The following is a 16909-nucleotide window of genomic DNA, read 5'->3' on the forward strand; positions in this document are numbered from 1 at the left end:
ATCTGTAGAGTGCAGTCCCTAGAGCCACCCGCCGAATCTTCGATAAGCTCTCTCCTCGTCACCTGAACGTTCAGGTCTGGCGCTATCCGATATTGGTCTATATACCTCCTTTGTAAATATATTCCGTAGAAACATAACAATCATACAATTAAAAGTAGGTACTTGTCAACAAAAATCTAAAAACCGAAAATTGGTCTAGTTCTTTAAAGTTGCAAAAAAAGAATCTAGTACACTCATAGTAAGAGAAAGTACTAGATTCTTAATAATAAAAAAATATCCGTTCTATTTATAGAACCTTATCAATTTGTTATTTATTGGAATGGATTATAAAACCGGCCACCATTCACATGGAACAACCAGAAACTGATTCCTAATAAGCATAAGGCAAGTAACATTACCGAAAAATCACGCAGATGAAAAGGTTGTTGCGCATACCACGTTCGATTTTTCTTTTGACCAAAACGCCTTAATTCCATAGCGGTACTCACAGTTTCAATTCGATCTAAACTAGATAGGATTAAGGGTAAAACGATTTGTGCTACGCCTTTGATTCGTTGGCCTAACCGTCCCTTTTTAGACATCTCATAACCTCGCGCTTGTTGTGCTAAAGAAATATTAAAAAAATCTTCTTGGATATCGGGAATATAACGAATAGCCAGCGCTACTGCATAACTAATCCGATAACTCACACCAATTCGATTCAAGCTGGAGGCAAATTCACTAGGATTTGTTGTTAATAAAAAGATTAATGCCAACGGAATCGTACAGAAATATTTTAAAACTAAATTAAATTCATAAAATAATTCTTCTTGTGTCAAAGTAAACCGTCCGATTCCTTCCCAAATAACGGTACGTGATTGATATAAATCAACCCCATATTCAGGTGCAAAAAGGTAAACCGTTAAGATATTTAACAAAGAAAAAATAGCAATAAATTTAATAACAAAAGATATTTGATGCCATTTAATATTTGATAATTTTAACAAAACAAGCGAAACCACAGACATTCCTAACAGATAACGAGTATCATACGTGGTCATACAAGCCACAGAGACAACGATTAAAAAGACTAATTTGCTTGTGCCATTTAAGCGATGAATCCAGGTTGAATCAGGATGATAGCCTAACATTTGTCGTTCACTCATCCAAAACGCACCTCACGATCGTAAGCAACAAATTTTTCCGTAAATAGCAAGGGATTTTCCAAGCCTAACGCTTTAGCAAAGGTAAACAAGCTTGTTTCTTTTAAAGAAGCTGCTTGAATTAATTTTTCATCTGTTAAAACAGCAACTGGAGTCGCATCTGCTAGTAAACGTCCATCACAAACTACTAACGCACGTGTTGTATATTCCAACATTAAGTGCATATCGTGAGTGATCATTAAAATAGTCACACCTAAGCGGTTCAATTCTTCTAAAAATGTCATCATTTCTGTATAATGTTTAAAATCTTGTCCAGCTGTTGGTTCATCTAAAATTAATAATTCAGGTTCTAAAACTAAGATTGATGCAATAGTTACCCGTTTTTTCTGCCCAAAACTCAACGCAGAAATCGGCCAGTTCCGGAAGGGATACAGCCCACAAATATGTAAAATATTCGTCACACGTTCCTCAATTTCTGCTTGTGGCACATCTCGTAAAACTAATCCTAAAGCTACTTCTTCAAAAATCATTTTTTTAGAAATCATTTGATTGGGATTTTGCATCACATAACCAATTTTATCTGCACGTTCTTTGATTGAATAATTGGAAAAATCCTGTCCTTCCCATAAAATCTTGCCCGATTGAGGCGTGATGAACCCGCAAATTATTTTAGAAAGCGTAGACTTCCCGGCACCATTTTTTCCTACAATGCTGATCATTTCTCCATGATGAATAGTTACTGAGAAGTCATCTAACACTTTTTCACCGTGACGATCATATTGATAGGACACTTGTTCCAAACGTAATAGTTCAGCTCCTTTGACTGCACTAACTGAACTAGGTTGGACAGACCACTGTGTCATTTTAGGCAAAACCGTTTCGCCTGATACTTCGGCTAATTTGTCTAAATGACTAACTTGTGTTAAATCAATCCCAGCATATTTCATGGCTGTAACGTACAGAGGTTCACGAATCCCTTGTTGGGTCAACGTATCTTGACGTAACAATTCATCTGGCGTTGTATCAGAAATAATTGCGCCCTCATTCATGACAATAATTCGATCAACTGATTCGCAAAGAACGTCCTCTAAGCGATGTTCTATTATTAAAACAGTCGCTTTTGTTTCTTGTTGAATGGTGTCAATCAAAGTCATTGTTTCTTGTCCCGCTCGTGGGTCAAGATTAGCCAAAGGTTCATCAAAAAGTAAAATTTTTGATTGGTTAATTAGAACGCCCGCCATAGATACACGTTGTTTTTGACCACCTGACAAATCTTGTGGACGGTGTTGCAATAACTGATTCAGCTCAACAATCTCGGACCATTTGTGGACCGCTTTTTTCATTTCTGCTTGTTCAACTGCATCGTTTTCTAAAGCAAAAGCAATATCCTCAGCAACCGTTAAACCGATAAACTGCCCATCGGTATCTTGCAAAACAGTTCCTACATCAAAAGACAAATCAAATAGACTTGTTTCTTGGATATTTTTACCAGCAACCGTAGCTGTTCCTTGAATCTCACCTTCATAAATATTGGGAATTAACCCGTTGATACATTGCGCCAATGTTGATTTACCACTACCACTAGGCCCAACGATTAAAACCTTTTCTCCTTCATAGATGGTTAATTGAATCCCCTTTAATGTCGATTCAGATTGGCTATGATATTGAAAGGAAAAATTATTAAAAGTAATGATTGGTTTTTTCATTCGGCCTCACCTCAGTTTCTCCATAAAAGAAAGGGTCTGAGCATTAGCAAAGTAATTACTAGGGCAGACCCTTAACCATTTAAATTATTTCGACAGTTTCTTAATCTTTCGATAAACTGCCTTTCTTTGTTCTTGTTGATGCATAAGCTTTCATCAACAATGTTCCAATAATCCCCACAGCGACAATATTTGAAACAGTCGCGAATACGCCTTGTGTAAATACTTTACTTGCGGGTTCACTATAAATCAAAATATCCAAGCTAGGCGCGATTAAGCCCCAAACGACGATATTACCAAACGCTTGGAAAATATTGAAACGCACCATGTCATTTGTTGTAAATTCACCATGTTGAAGATCCATTTTACGACCAGCGAAGCCAAAAATAATACCAATAATTCCTGAACAAATAATCCAGCTCCACCAAGCGCTACCATACGTGGTAAAATCTTTTAACGTGTGACCGATCAAACCAATTAGCCCTCCAGCTACTGGTCCAAAAACAACTGACATTAAAGCAAGAAATGGATACGACGTTTCTAAGTTCGTATTAGGAATCCCAGTTGGAATTACAACGAATCGACCTAAAATAACAAAAACTGCAGAGCCAATTCCAATTGCTACAATTGTCTTGACGGACATTTTTTCTTTCATTTCGCTCCTCCATTCTATAACTCCATTGATTTACAGCCGCTCCCTTCTTGATTTTATCAAATAAAAAAAGAAGATACGCGGTGCATCTTACTTCTAAAATAGTACCCTTTTAACCGCTCTATGTCAATGATAGACGGAGCTTATTAGCTATTTTCTTTTTTTGATTTCCAACAAAGAAACCAGACACTTAACGCAAGCTAGCATTAAGTGTCTGGTTTCTAATTTGTTCTTATTCAACGCCGATTTCTGCACGTACTACTTCAGCAATTTTATCAACGTAATAATCAACTTTTTCTTGTGTTGGCGCTTCGGCCATCACACGTAACAATGGTTCTGTTCCAGAAGGACGAACTAAAATACGACCTTCGCCATTCATTTCTGCTTCTGCTTGTTCGACAACTGCTTTGATTGCCGGAACTTCCATTGCACCATTTTTATCTGTGACACGAATATTGACTAATTTTTGTGGATAAATCGTCACTTCATCCGCTAATTCAGATAATTTTTTGCCCGTTTGCTTCATAACATTCAACAATTGAATCCCTGAAAGCATGCCATCACCTGTTGTGTTGTAATCTAAAAAGATCATGTGACCAGATTGTTCGCCACCAAAATTGTAATCATTTTTACGCATTTCTTCTACAACATAACGATCACCCACTTGCGTTACCACATCTTTTAAGCCAATTTCTTCTACAGCTTTATGGAAACCTAGATTACTCATCACCGTTGTAACGATTGTATCTTTTTTCAAACGTTTTTTCTCAGCTAAATATTTGGCACAAATATACATGATTTTATCACCATCGATAATTCGTCCTAATTCATCGACTGCAATAATTCTATCACCGTCGCCATCGAAAGCCAAACCAGCATCTGCGCCTTTTTCAACAACCATTTCTGCCAAAGCTTCAGGATGAGTGGAACCCACACCATCATTGATATTCAATCCATTAGGACTTGTTCCCATTGTATAGAAATCTGTCTCTAAATCCGCGAAGACACGATTGACTGCTGTTGCAGTTGCTCCGTTGGCAGCATCTAAACAAACAGTCATATCTGCTAAATCGCCAGGAATACTTTGAACTAAAAATTGCGAATATTTTAGTAAGCCTTCTGGAAATTCATCTAATGAGCCTAAGCCTTCTGCAGAAGGTCTTGGTAAGGTGTCTTCTTCTGCGTCTAACAATGCTTCAATTTCTGCTTCTTGATCGTCTACTAATTTGAAGCCATCTGCCCCAAAAAACTTAATCCCATTGTCTTCCGCAGGATTATGTGAAGCTGAAATCATTACGCCAGCGGATGCTTTTTGTAAACGAGTAAGATATGCTACACCAGGTGTTGAAATCACCCCTAATTGGAAAACTTCAATTCCGACTGATAATAATCCAGCAATCAATGCTTGTTCCAACATCTCACCTGAAATACGTGTATCGCGGCCTACGAGAACACGAGGTTTTCTTGAACTATCTTCATGTTGACTCAACACATAACCACCGTAACGCCCTAATTTAAAAGCTAATTCAGGTGTTAACTCCTTATTTGCAATTCCTCTTACACCATCTGTTCCAAAATATTTACCCATTTTGATTCTCCTTAGTCACTTGATTCTCTGTATTTTCAGTTGAACCAGCAGTTGTACTTTCTACTGTTGATCCCTCACTTGTTGTTTCAGAAGTATTTGATTCTACTTGACTGGATGTACTTGGTTGTACTGCTTGGCTACCTGAGCCAACCGTTGTTGAACTTGCAGGTTCCTCTGAAGTTTCATTTGTATTTGATGACTGTTGTTGATTGTACACGGGGCTCAAAGAAACGTCAACCTCATCTGGTGTAACTACGTATTCTCCATTAACGGGAATAGTCACTGATTGTTTTGTTTCTTTGCGAATATCAGAAATATCTACCGGTACCTCAATTGATTCTAGCGTATCTAAAATTGATTGCGGGCCACTGACCCTAACTTGGTACGTTGATAAACTATAATTGTAATGAGCGATCCCAGCAGGTGGCGTACCTGTCATACTAACATTCAGTGGTACATCTTTCGTTGGCGCGGTTAAGCCTACTGTTACTTTGACTTGTGGTGCTGGATTTTCGATACTTAGGACTTGACCTTTGGCATCTAGCGCTTGGACATTTACCGTTTGTTTAATCGTATCAATTGTTTGTTTGGCACTTGAGACTGGCGCAATCACTTTGTCAATTGCTTTCGCTGTTTCTTCTCCAGTTGTTACTTCTACAGTTTTTGGATCTACAGAAATATTTTTTACTTTGTAGCCTTCTTTTTCAATGTTATCAGAAAGTTGTGCTTCTACATCGAATTTTTTTGTTACTCTCTTTTCAATCGTTACAGTCACTGTTTTCGGTTCAATTTCAGCTGTAACAGCTGAACTTAGTCCCCGAACTGTCAAGGGTACTTCCGAAGTCCCTAATGGCAATTTGGTTAAGTCTGCGACCACTTGGAAATTTCGTGTGTCAGCATTTGATTCCATGTTTAATTGAATGCGGTTCGCACTACGTAAATGAACATTTACACTCTCTTCAAATCCAGAGACATAATATTTGTCTTTATCGTATTGGACTTGGACAGGAATATTATTCAGTGTCTCACTATACGTTTGGCTTGAACCTGAATTGGAGGGATTATTGCCTGTTGCATTGGCATTAAAAAATAACAACAATGCAAACAGCAATGAAAGCAAACCATTAAACCAGCTTTTTTGGGAGGCTTTTCTCATTTGCGTTTACCCCCCTTTGTTACATCATCGATAAAATGCTGCAAAGCACTTTTTTTATCTTCCGATGATTCCGAAATTAACTCCTTACGCAAAATTGTTAAATACTCTTCTTGCGTTAGTCCAGGAATTAATTCATTGTTCAACGTCAAACTAACGTCACCAGTTTCTTCAGAAACAACAATCGTAATGGCGTCACTGACTTCACTGATACCGACTGCGGCTCTATGGCGCGTTCCAAATTCTTTTGGAATTAAATTGCTCTCTGATAGCGGTAAATACGCACTAGCAACAGCAATTTTTTCATTTTTGATAATCACTGCACCATCATGTAGTGGTGTATTTGGAATGAAAATATTAATCAGTAATTCACCAGTAATATCGGCATCCAAATCAATACCTGTCTCAATGTATTCATCTAAACCGGTATTGCGTTCAATGGTTATCAAAGCACCAATTTTCCGTTTTGACATGTACTGAATGGCTTTGTCAAAGGCCTGAATAATACGCTCATCTTCTTGTTGCGCACCTTTATTCGGGCGGAAAAACGAACTTCTCCCTAGATGTTCCAGCCCTCTTCGCACTTCTGGTTGAAAAATAACAACCGCGGCGATTACACCATACATGATGACTTGATTCATTAACCAAGATAATGTATGTAGACCAATTATCTCACTTAGAATGCGGATAATGATAAAAACAGCGACACCTTTTAATAGTTGGACTGCTTTTGTTCCACGAACAAGCATGATTAATTTGTAAACGAGGTACCATACGACTAGGATATCTATGATATTGATAACAAAATCCTTAGATAAGAAATCCGTTGAGATGACTTGCTGCCAATAATTCAAATCTAATAGTTGATTCAATTGAAACGACATCATACCCCTCACTTCTCTCTCAAGATTTCCTAACAAGTATACCACATTATTTTCTTTCATCACAGAACGCAAGCGGAAACATCAAAAAAATTTAGGAACTTTTTCAAATAACTTGAAATTTTTCATCAAAAAATCGCATTTCTAACTAAAAAACGTGTCCAAGCAAAAAGCTCAGACACGTTTTTTTGATTTCTATTTAATCTTGCTCACGTTGTTTTCTCTTGGCTGCTCGTTCTGCGCGGCGGGCAGCCCTTCTTGCTTCCACTTCCGGATCAACTACGCGTTCTTTTTTCACTCGTGGCTTCTCGTTCTCTGGCGCAGTTATTTCTGGTTCACTTTGTTTTTCAAGTTTTGCTCGAATTTTTTCTTCTTGACCAGCTAAACGAGCATAATTATAGAACCGTCTCTTAGCATCATTAATTGTTTTATTAAATAACAATTCCGCTGTATCTGGTTGACTAGATTCTAAGGACGCAAAGCGAACTTGTTGGCGCATAAACTCTTTCATTAATGAAAAATCTGGTTTTTTGAAATCCAGTGTCATTGGTTCTTTGCCTTTTTCTCGCAATAATGGATTATAGCGATATAAAGACCAGTAACCTGAATGAACTGCGTCTTTCGCTTCTTTCAACGTTTGACTCATCCCACCTGCTAAACCATGTGTAATACATGGTGTATAAGCAATAATAATCGATGGTCCAGGGAATTTTTCTGCTTCTTCAAAAGCTTTAATCGTCTGCATTTGGTTTGCACCTGAGGCAATTTGAGCGACATAGACATTTTCATAAGTCATTGCCATCATCCCTAAATCCTTTTTAGAGGCATATTTCCCACTGGCAGCAAATTTCGCAATCGCTGATGCCGGAGTTGCTTTGGAAGTTTGGCCACCTGTATTGGAATAGACTTCATTATCTAGAACTAACATATTCACATCAGCGCCACTAGCTAACACGTGGTCAATACCGCCGTAGCCAATATCGTAAGCCCAGCCGTCTCCACCAATCATCCACTGACTTGGTTTAACAAAAAGATCTTGATCGTCATAAATTGCTTCCAATAAAGGTTGATTCGTTTTTTCTTCAAGCAAAGCTGCACGTAATTTAGCTGCACGTTGTTGCGTACCTTCACTTTCGGACAGATGTGCTATCCAATCTTCCATCAATAAACGTAAAGAATCACTGGCTACAGAAAAAGCTTTGGTCATTTTACTAGCTAAACGTTCGCGACGCGCTTGCGTTGCTAACAACATGCCGTAACCAAACTCGGCATTATCCTCTAAAAGAGAATTTGACCAAGCTGGACCTTGTCCTTGTTCATTAGTAGTGTAAGGTGTCACACCCGCTGCAGCACCCCAAATCGATGAGCAACCTGTTGCATTAGCAATCAGCATTCGGTCACCAAACATTTGCGTCAATAATTTAACATAAGGCGTTTCGCCGCAACCAGAACAAGCACCAGAAAACTCTAATAAAGGTTTATTAAATTGCGAACCTAAAACAGTATTCGGTTTTGCTGGGTTTTCCTTTTGACGTAATGTCATAGCAAACGCCCAGTTCATAGCCTGCTCTTTTTCTTCTTCATAAGGTCTCATTACTAAAGCTTTGCCTTTAGCTGGACAGGCTTCAACACAAAGTCCACAGCCAGTACAATCTTTGACTGAGACTTGGATACGATATTTCAAGCCGTCGGCACCACGTAGATCACGCACAATGAATCCTTCTGGCGCTTCAGTCATTTCTTCTTCATCGGCTAAGAATGGTCGTATCGCCGCATGAGGACATACAAAGGCACACTCATTACACATAGTACATCGATCGCTAATCCACTCAGGTACTTCTAATGCAACTCCACGTTTTTCAACTGCCGCAGTTCCCAAAGGCATTCGCCCATCTGTCATCCCATTTTTCGCTAGTGTCGCAACAGATAACGCATTCCCTTCTTGACGATTAATCGGTTCAACAATTTCATGAACAAAATCACTAACATTTTCTGAACGTTTTCGCGGTTGAACTTCAAGCGTTCTCCACTCTGCTGGAACAGTTACCTGATGCAACAATTCAACGGTCTTATCGATTGCTTGAATATTTTTTTCGACAACTTTCATAGACTTATGACCATAACTTTTCAGTGCTTCTTCTTTTAAAATTGGCAACACTTGCTCAAAAGGCATAATTTGCGCTAATTTGAAGAAAGCTGTTTCCATCGCGGTATTAATTCGCCCGCCTAGTCCGACTTCACTAGCTAATTTCACTGCATTGATTGTATAAAACTGAATCTCATTTTCAGCTAGATACCGTTTTAATTGATTGGGTAAAAATCGTGCTAGTTGTTCATCATTCCAAATGGTATTTAAGAGGAAAGTACCGCCTTTTTTTAACCCTTTTACTAAATCATAGGTATGCAAATAAGCAGCTGTATGACAGGCCACAAAATCAGAATGTTCAATGAGGTACGTTGAACGAATGGGTGTCTCGCCAAAACGTAAATGAGAAACGGTCAACCCGCCTGATTTTTTTGAATCATAATAGAAAAAGCCTTGTGCATACTTGTCTGTATGATCACCGATAATCTTAATTGCTGACTTGTTCGCCCCTACTGTCCCATCAGAACCAAAGCCCCAAAATTTAGCTTGATAGGTTTTCGGATTCGTCAAATCAAGTGGTTTGCCAACTTCTAATGAAGTATAAGTTAAATCATCATCAATCCCAATTGTAAAACGCTTCTTCATGGCAGAACGTTCTTTCATTAATTCATCAAAAACCGCAACAATTTGATTTGGCAGCACATCTTTAGAACCTAAACCATAGCGTCCACCAATAATTGTTGGGCGAATGTCCGCTTCATACATCGCACTTTGGACATCCAATAATAACGGTTCGCCACCAGCACCGGGCTCTTTCGTCCGATCCAAGACAGCAATTGCTTTAACTGATTGTGGTATTTTTTCAAGAAATGTTTCAACTGGAAATGGTCGATAAAGATGGACATTAAGGAAGCCAACTTTTCTTCCTTGTTCTTGTAAATAATCAACCGTCTGTTCAATTGTTTGCGCAACTGAACCCATTGTGACAATCACTTCTTCCGCATCTTCTGCGCCATAATACGTCACCAAATCATAATTGGTGCCCCGTAATCGATTAATTTCTTTCATATATTTTTGAACAATACCAGGTAATTTTTCATAATAAGGATTTATTGTTTCTCGTTGTTGAAAGTGAATATCTGGATTTTGGTTCATTCCACTAACGGAAGGGTGATTCGGGTTCATGCTCCGACGACGAAATTCGGCTAATTTCTCTTGATTTACTAAGGGTGCTAATTCTTCATAGTCAAGAACTGCCACTTTTTGAATTTCATGACTTGTTCTAAAGCCATCAAAAAAGTTCATAAATGGAACACTCGCTTCAATCGAAGCCAAGTGAGCCACTGGTGCCAAATCCATTACTTCTTGCACACTGCTTTCTGACAACATAGCAAAGCCTGTTTGGCGCGCGGCCATTACGTCTCCTTGATCACCAAAAATATTTAAAGCATTTGTGGTTAAAGCTCGGCTCGCCACATGAAAAACAGATGGTAATAGTTCTCCAGCTATTTTGTACATATTAGGAATCATTAAAAGTAACCCTTGTGAAGCCGTATAGGTCGTGGTAAGCGCGCCTGTTTTTAAAGAGCCATGGACCACGCCGGCAGCACCAGCTTCCGATTGCATTTCGACTACTTTCACAGGTTGACCAAAGATATTTTTCTTACCTTCGGCCGACCACTGATCAACAAGTTCAGCCATCGTTGAACTTGGTGTTATTGGATAAATGGCTACTAATTCTGTAAAAGCATAGGAAATATAAGCTGCTGCAGCATTCCCGTCCATTGTTTTCATTTTTCGCATGTTTTTCTCATCCTTTATATCTAAAAAATAGAATAGTTGCACGCATATTCTTGTTTATTATAGCGGAATTTCACAAATTATGAAAGATTTTGTCAATTTTTTTGCTTAAAAATAAAAGAGAAATTGAGAAAAGCCCCCTTTTTCCCCTATAAACAAACTATTTCACTGAATTAAAATTACTTTATTTTGTGAAATAGAAATTATCTATTCATTCACAAACTAAAGAACGAAAGAGGAAGATAAGCGTTTCGACTTATCTTCCTCTTTCTAAACATTAAGATTATTAAAAGTAACGGCTTTTAGTACAACTCCAAATATTGTTCTCTTTCCCATTCAGAAACGGTTTGACGGAAGGCTGCCCATTCCATTCGTTTCGCTTCTACAAAATTGGCAAAAATATGACGACCTAATGCATCAATCATTACTTGATCTTTACGTAATTCTTTGATGGCATTGTGTAAGGTTGATGGCAAATCTTCAATTTGTGCATGTTGACGTTCTTCCTCATTCATCACATAAATATTACGATCAACTGCTGGCGGTGGCGTAAGTTCATTACGAATACCATCCAAACCAGCTTGTAATAAGACTGCCATTGTTAAATACGGATTCGCTGAAGGATCGACAGAACGTAATTCTAAACGAGTCGATAAACCACGAGATTCAGGAACTCGAATGAGTGGTGAACGATTTCTGCCGCTCCAAGCTACATAAACAGGTGCTTCATAACCTGGTACCAAGCGTTTATAAGAGTTCACTGTTGGGTTACATACCGCAGTATAGGCACGGGCATGTTTTAATAAACCACCTAAGAAATGATAAGCAGTTTGGCTTAAGCCCATCTCTCCTGACTCGTCATAAAAAACATTACCTTCTTCATTAAATAATGACATATTGCAGTGCATACCAGAACCATTAATTCCAAACAAAGGTTTTGGCATAAATGTTGCATGCAAACCATGTTTGCGTGCAATAGTTTTCACAACTAACTTAAACGTTTGAATATTGTCACAAGCATCAACTACATCAGCATATTTAAAGTCAATTTCATGTTGACCAGGTGCTACTTCATGATGCGAAGCTTCCACTTCAAAGCCTAAACTTTCTAACTCTAAAACAATATCACGGCGACAATTTTCACCTAAATCGGTTGGCGCAAAATCAAAATAGCCACCTTTATCATTCAAATCAGTGGTAATTTCACCATTCTCATCTAATTTAAATAGGAAAAATTCTGGTTCTGGTCCTAAGTTAAAAGAAGTAAAGCCTAATTCTTTCATATCTGCTAAGGCACGTTTTAAATTACCGCGGGGATCTCCGGCAAAAGGGGTACCATCAGGATTGTAAATATCACAAATTAAGCGCGCAACTTTTCCATGGTCGCTTTCCCACGGAAAAATCATCCATGTAGATAGATCAGGGTATAAATACATGTCACTTTCTTCGATACGAACGAATCCTTCAATGGATGACCCATCAAACATCATTTTATTATCTAATACTTTATCTAGCTGACTCACAGGAACTTCAACATTTTTAATTGTTCCCATAATGTCGGTAAACATTAGTCGTAAAAAACGTACGTTTTCTTCTTCTGCAATATGTTTAATCTCTTCTGCCGTTTTGGCTTTTCTTGTCATCGGTCTGATCCCCATCCTTCATTTTTATTGGCTGCTGAAACGTTAAAGCCTTGGTACATTCGATTGGAACGGATTTTGCTGAGTAAGTCCTCCTTGCGAAAGGATTTCGTCGTATAAAATCTGACGAACATCTGCATCGGTTAATGGACGAGTTGCCTCGGCGGTGTTTTTTTGTTCTTCTAATTTCATTTCATACACACGCTTAATCCCTGCCATGTTCAATCCATCAGATAAATAATCTTTAATTTCTAACAAAACATCAATATCATTTAAAGAATACATGCGTCGGTTGCCCTCACTACGTTCTGGATGAATCAATCCCTGTTCTTCATAGTAGCGAATTTGTCGAGCGGTCAAATCCGTTAGTTTCATAACTGTACCAATTGGAAAAACCGACATGGAACGGCGTAACTCTTTTTCTCTCATCTCCATCCTCCTCTCTTAGTTATTTCTTAGAATAACAATAGAATGACAAATTGTCAAGAACTTATGTTAGATTTTCTAACATAAAACAAAAAACCTGATAAATATGGACTTTTCCATCTTTTCACGGCTGATTTTCTCCTGCTAACCAAAAAAATAGAAATGATTTGTTTTTACAAATCATTTCTAATCAACTTACCATTTTTTATTCTTTTTCGGATTCAGCCAACCATTTAGACTCTTTTTTCGCAAAGCCTTTCACGATATACCGATTTTCATTTTCAGCATATTCTTCTGAAATCATTAGTGTCATCCGGCGAAGTTCACTTAATAGTTGTCCATCAGTTGGGCTAATTTCTAATTGATAAGGCTCGAGTAATTCCATCATTTGGGCACGGATAGCTTGAACCAGTCGTTCTTTATCTTCAGAAATTTTAGTTGAGATCAATACATTGGGAAATAAGGTTGGGACAAATTCTTTGCTGTCCACTTGATCTCTTTTATTATAAACCGTCAAGCACGGAATATTTTCCAACGCTAATTCTTTAATCAATGTTTGAACTGTGCGTTCATGTTGTAACCGATCTGGCGCACTTGCATCCACCACATGGAGCAGTAAATCCATCGTCCGGCTTTCTTCCAATGTCGACTGAAAGGCTTCAATCAGTTGTGTTGGTAAATCTTGAATGAAGCCAACCGTATCGGTCAGAGTAACTTCCATGCCTTGAGGCAATTGCCATTTTTTGGTTAAAGGATCTAACGTTGCAAACAATTGATCCTCTGAATAAGTTCCTGCTGTTGTCAATATGTTGAGAATGGTTGATTTGCCAGCATTGGTATAACCAATCAAGCCAATTTGAAATAGTTCTGAATTTTGTCTTTTCTGGCGGCTTCGTTCACGATGAGCAGTGACTTCTTTTAACTCACGACGGATGCCTAAGATTTTATTCCGAATGTGTCGGCGGTCCGACTCTAATTTCGTTTCACCAGGCCCGCGTGTCCCAATACCTCCTCCAAGTCGGGACAACTGTTTTCCTTGCCCAGCCAAGCGAGGCAATAAATAATCCAATTGTGCTAATTCAACTTGTAACTTTCCTTCTTTGGAGCGCGCACGCAAAGCAAAGATATCCAAAATTAATTGTACACGATCAATTACTCGCACAGCTAACGCTTCAGATAACAGTTGATTTTGACGCGGTGTGAGCTCGTGATTAAAAATCACAAGATCCGCTTCATAGGCATCTGTTAATTGAATTAATTCTTCCAATTTCCCCTTACCGATTACGGTTTGTCGATCAACTTGTGGTCGTTTTTGCGTTAAAACAAACACCACTTCTCCATTAGCGGTTTCCGTTAAATTCGCCAGTTCTTCCATTGATGCAGAAAATGTCTGATAATTTTTTTCCGTCTCAACTCCTACTAGAATCACTTTTTCATGAGTGGTCATCGCCTACTCACTCTCCTTCTGTTGTAGCCATTCCGCTACTTCTTTTTCCAACTTGGGCAAATCTGTTGGCTGCTGAACCAAATCCCACCAATGCGCAGCCATTCGATTTCTAAACCAAGTCAATTGACGTTTGGCATATCGCCGCGATTGCTGTTTGACTGTTTCAACCGCCATCTCTAATGATTGTTCACCGGAAAAATACGGGAAAAATTCTTTATAGCCAATACCTTGAGCTGCTTGTGCATGTGGTTGCTGAAACATCTGTTTTGCTTCTTCCAACAGTCCTTCTGTCATCATTTGATCCACCCGCTGATTAATACGCTCATACAATAAAGCGCGATCTGTTTCCAAACCTAATAAATAATAATCATAGAGACGAGCTGGTTTTTCCTTCGGGGTCAAAATACTATAACCGGTTTTATCAAAGACCTCTAACGCACGAATGACTTTTTTGCGATTATTAAAATGGATGCTGTTAGCCGCTAGAGGATCCTTTTGTTTTAATAACTGCCATAAGGCTTGATTCCCTTTTTCTTCCGCAAATAAATTGTACGTTTCTCTAATTTCAGGCGAGTCATCTATCTCACGACTTCCTAGTTGAAAATCATAAAGAAGTGATTGAATATACAACCCTGTTCCTCCAACGATAATTGGCAGTTTCCCTTTTTCAGTAATTTCTTTGATTTTTTGACGACCCTCTTTCTGAAAATCAGCGGCAGAATATGTTTCGCTGACTTCACGGCAATCAATTAAATAGTGAGGAATTCCTTCTTTTTCTGTTTCTGTGACTTTAGCGGTGCCAATGTCTAACGAGCGATAAACTTGCATGGAGTCACCGCTAATAATTTCACCATTAAATTTTTTTGCTAAAGCAATACTTAATGCTGTTTTCCCCACCGCGGTGGGTCCTACAATAACTAATACTTTCTCCAATTATGTTTCTCCTTCTTCTTGCCAATTTTGACGAGCAAATTTTGCTTCCTCAAGAAAATCTGTATGAACGCCTGCCAATTTTAGCTGAAAACAATTTTCCATTTCTTCCATCCGATTAACAGTCCACGGCCGCAGCGGTTTGCCAATTGCGATAAGTTCTTTTTCATGAGCCAACACCCAAGACATTTTTGGATGTAAACTATCGACAAGCGCGAATGCCGGTCCCGCTTGACTTAAATCCTCTGCAGATTCATAAATAAAGGCAATTTCTGTCTTAGGATCAGCTTTTTTTAATTTAACTAAACTCGGAAAATAAAAACTAGAATATAAATAACGAAACGGCCAGTTTTTTTGCTTCATTTGTTGGACGACTTTTTTCTCAATTCCTTCATAATGGATAATATCCGTTTTAAGTTCAATATTCAAAAAACCATTGAATTGTTCTTCTACAAGACAATTTAAAACATCTTCCAATGTTGGAACACATTGAACAGAAGGATTTTTCTGAAACCAGCTTCCAGCATCTAGTTGTTTTAATTCGTTTAATGTTAACTGTTGGATTTCACCATGACCATCTGTCGTACGATCAACCGTTTCATCGTGCATAACGATTAAATAACCATCTTTAGATAAGTGAACGTCTAATTCAATTCCTTCAGCACCAACACGAACAGCCTCTCTGAAAGCAATACACGTATTTTCAGGATGGGTGCCTTTACTTCCTCGATGTGCAATAATATCTGTCATGCTCTCACTCCAATCTTGTTTATTGTACCATTGGAGTGAGGTGGGTTCAAATATAGGAAAAACGTCCAATTTATTGTCATTGATATGTACGCACCTTTTGTTTCTCTAGTGAATAAATACTTTCCTAACGCGAAGCTCATCATTGTTTGCTTCTATATCGTTCAACACATCAGCTGGACCTTTCGAAACCATAGAATCACTTAGGCAAACCGCCTATTAAAAAGTTCAAGTTTGGCTGAAAAACGCCAAGGAAAACAACTCAAAAAACACTGGAAGTTATTAAAAAAAATCAAGAAAAGTTGGATAGTTTAAACCACTGTTGGCACCCTTCGTTTAAAACTTATTTGGCTGAAATAGAGCTTGTGGACAGCCTGCTTTTTCTATAGCGTTGAATTAGCATAAGGCTACACGTTGTACCAAGATTTCTTGTATGCTGTTCATAAACGAAATCAAACGTATTTTGATGCTTGCTTACGCAAAGTGTTTTTCACTTGCCAAGTACTTTATCAAACCACTTTACGAACCTTTAAAAAAATCAAAAACAGTTTCATCATGCCTTGAGTTATTATTATTCAAATAGACAATTGGAATGTCTAAATAATCATATCAAAGTGTTAAAGCGGAATGCCTATGGTTTTCGTAACTTTTATAATTTCAAATTGCGGATTTTCGTCCAATAAGAACAAGCCGTACAGACCAAATAAAAAAATC

The 16909-nt window shown here is 38.2% G+C and carries 14 protein-coding genes; 2 read left to right on the top strand and 12 right to left on the bottom strand.

Annotation, left to right across the window (positions count from 1 at the left end; all coding sequences use genetic code 11):
* Positions 1–311: 311 nt before the first annotated feature.
* From IGI63_RS04210 to IGI63_RS04265, 12 genes are all read right to left on the bottom strand, one after another.
* Positions 312–1145: an energy-coupling factor transporter transmembrane component T family protein gene (locus tag IGI63_RS04210; RefSeq protein ID WP_002359933.1), complete on the bottom strand. Its 834-nt coding sequence runs from the start codon at positions 1143–1145 to the stop codon at positions 312–314.
* Positions 1142–2848, bottom strand: coding sequence for an ABC transporter ATP-binding protein (locus IGI63_RS04215; RefSeq protein ID WP_429975377.1), 1707 nt, complete (start codon positions 2846–2848; stop codon positions 1142–1144). The genes IGI63_RS04210 and IGI63_RS04215 overlap by 4 nt, the downstream gene beginning before the upstream one ends.
* 100 nt (positions 2849–2948) lie before the next feature.
* Positions 2949–3500: an ECF-type riboflavin transporter substrate-binding protein gene (locus tag IGI63_RS04220; RefSeq protein ID WP_002356937.1), complete on the bottom strand. Its 552-nt coding sequence runs from the start codon at positions 3498–3500 to the stop codon at positions 2949–2951.
* 229 nt (positions 3501–3729) lie between these two features.
* Positions 3730–5085: a phosphoglucosamine mutase gene (glmM, locus tag IGI63_RS04225; RefSeq protein ID WP_002356936.1), complete on the bottom strand. Its 1356-nt coding sequence runs from the start codon at positions 5083–5085 to the stop codon at positions 3730–3732.
* Positions 5078–6241 (bottom strand): CdaR family protein, encoded by a 1164-nt coding sequence (locus IGI63_RS04230; RefSeq protein WP_002356934.1) that lies wholly within the window; start codon positions 6239–6241, stop codon positions 5078–5080. The genes glmM and IGI63_RS04230 overlap by 8 nt, the downstream gene beginning before the upstream one ends.
* Positions 6238–7122 carry a diadenylate cyclase CdaA gene (gene cdaA, locus IGI63_RS04235; protein ID WP_010708823.1) on the bottom strand — a complete coding sequence of 295 codons (885 nt, stop codon included), beginning with the start codon at positions 7120–7122 and terminating at the stop codon, positions 6238–6240. The genes IGI63_RS04230 and cdaA overlap by 4 nt, the downstream gene beginning before the upstream one ends.
* 196 nt (positions 7123–7318) lie before the next feature.
* On the bottom strand, positions 7319–11050 hold the full coding sequence (gene nifJ / locus IGI63_RS04240) for a pyruvate:ferredoxin (flavodoxin) oxidoreductase (protein WP_429975379.1): 3732 nt from the start codon (positions 11048–11050) through the stop codon (positions 7319–7321).
* 257 nt (positions 11051–11307) lie between these two features.
* Positions 11308–12648 carry a type I glutamate--ammonia ligase gene (gene glnA / locus IGI63_RS04245; RefSeq protein ID WP_002356929.1) on the bottom strand — a complete coding sequence of 447 codons (1341 nt, stop codon included), beginning with the start codon at positions 12646–12648 and terminating at the stop codon, positions 11308–11310.
* Between the two features lie 42 nt (positions 12649–12690).
* Positions 12691–13074: a MerR family transcriptional regulator gene (locus IGI63_RS04250; RefSeq protein ID WP_002388239.1), complete on the bottom strand. Its 384-nt coding sequence runs from the start codon at positions 13072–13074 to the stop codon at positions 12691–12693.
* A 202-nt stretch (positions 13075–13276) separates the two neighbouring features.
* A complete protein-coding gene (gene hflX / locus IGI63_RS04255) occupies positions 13277–14518 on the bottom strand; it encodes a GTPase HflX (protein ID WP_002396594.1) in 1242 nt (413 codons plus the stop codon).
* Between the two features lie 3 nt (positions 14519–14521).
* Positions 14522–15451 (bottom strand): tRNA (adenosine(37)-N6)-dimethylallyltransferase MiaA, encoded by a 930-nt coding sequence (gene miaA, locus IGI63_RS04260; protein WP_010820137.1) that lies wholly within the window; start codon positions 15449–15451, stop codon positions 14522–14524.
* Positions 15452–16198 carry a glycerophosphodiester phosphodiesterase gene (locus IGI63_RS04265; RefSeq protein WP_002364267.1) on the bottom strand — a complete coding sequence of 249 codons (747 nt, stop codon included), beginning with the start codon at positions 16196–16198 and terminating at the stop codon, positions 15452–15454. It abuts the gene before it with no gap.
* Positions 16199–16282: 84 nt separating this feature from the next.
* Here IGI63_RS04265 and IGI63_RS04270 point away from each other — a divergent pair, with 84 nt between their 5' ends.
* Positions 16283–16402 (top strand): transposase, encoded by a 120-nt coding sequence (locus IGI63_RS04270; RefSeq protein ID WP_225582386.1) that lies wholly within the window; start codon positions 16283–16285, stop codon positions 16400–16402.
* A 380-nt stretch (positions 16403–16782) separates the two neighbouring features.
* The gene (locus tag IGI63_RS04275) at positions 16783–16878 is read left to right on the top strand and encodes a transposase (protein ID WP_350028761.1); all 96 of its coding nucleotides are present in this window, start codon (positions 16783–16785) and stop codon (positions 16876–16878) included.
* Positions 16879–16909: the final 31 nt, after the last annotated feature.

It is taken from the genome of Enterococcus sp. DIV0086, assembly GCF_050498705.1.
Classification (GTDB): domain Bacteria; phylum Bacillota; class Bacilli; order Lactobacillales; family Enterococcaceae; genus Enterococcus; species Enterococcus faecalis.

Bases quoted from the DNA above. Each gene is read 5' to 3' on its own strand.
- cdaA (WP_010708823.1), bottom strand. From the start codon at position 7,122: ATGTCGTTTCAATTGAATCAACTATTAGATTTGAATTATTGGCAGCAA.
- IGI63_RS04210 (WP_002359933.1), bottom strand. From the start codon at position 1,145: ATGAGTGAACGACAAATGTTAGGCTATCATCCTGATTCAACCTGGATT.
- IGI63_RS04265 (WP_002364267.1), bottom strand. From the start codon at position 16,198: ATGACAGATATTATTGCACATCGAGGAAGTAAAGGCACCCATCCTGAA.
- IGI63_RS04270 (WP_225582386.1), top strand. From the start codon at position 16,283: ATGTACGCACCTTTTGTTTCTCTAGTGAATAAATACTTTCCTAACGCG.
- IGI63_RS04215 (WP_429975377.1), bottom strand. From the start codon at position 2,848: ATGAAAAAACCAATCATTACTTTTAATAATTTTTCCTTTCAATATCAT.
- IGI63_RS04230 (WP_002356934.1), bottom strand. From the start codon at position 6,241: ATGAGAAAAGCCTCCCAAAAAAGCTGGTTTAATGGTTTGCTTTCATTG.
- glmM (WP_002356936.1), bottom strand. From the start codon at position 5,085: ATGGGTAAATATTTTGGAACAGATGGTGTAAGAGGAATTGCAAATAAG.
- IGI63_RS04220 (WP_002356937.1), bottom strand. From the start codon at position 3,500: ATGAAAGAAAAAATGTCCGTCAAGACAATTGTAGCAATTGGAATTGGC.
- IGI63_RS04250 (WP_002388239.1), bottom strand. From the start codon at position 13,074: ATGAGAGAAAAAGAGTTACGCCGTTCCATGTCGGTTTTTCCAATTGGT.
- glnA (WP_002356929.1), bottom strand. From the start codon at position 12,648: ATGACAAGAAAAGCCAAAACGGCAGAAGAGATTAAACATATTGCAGAA.
- hflX (WP_002396594.1), bottom strand. From the start codon at position 14,518: ATGACCACTCATGAAAAAGTGATTCTAGTAGGAGTTGAGACGGAAAAA.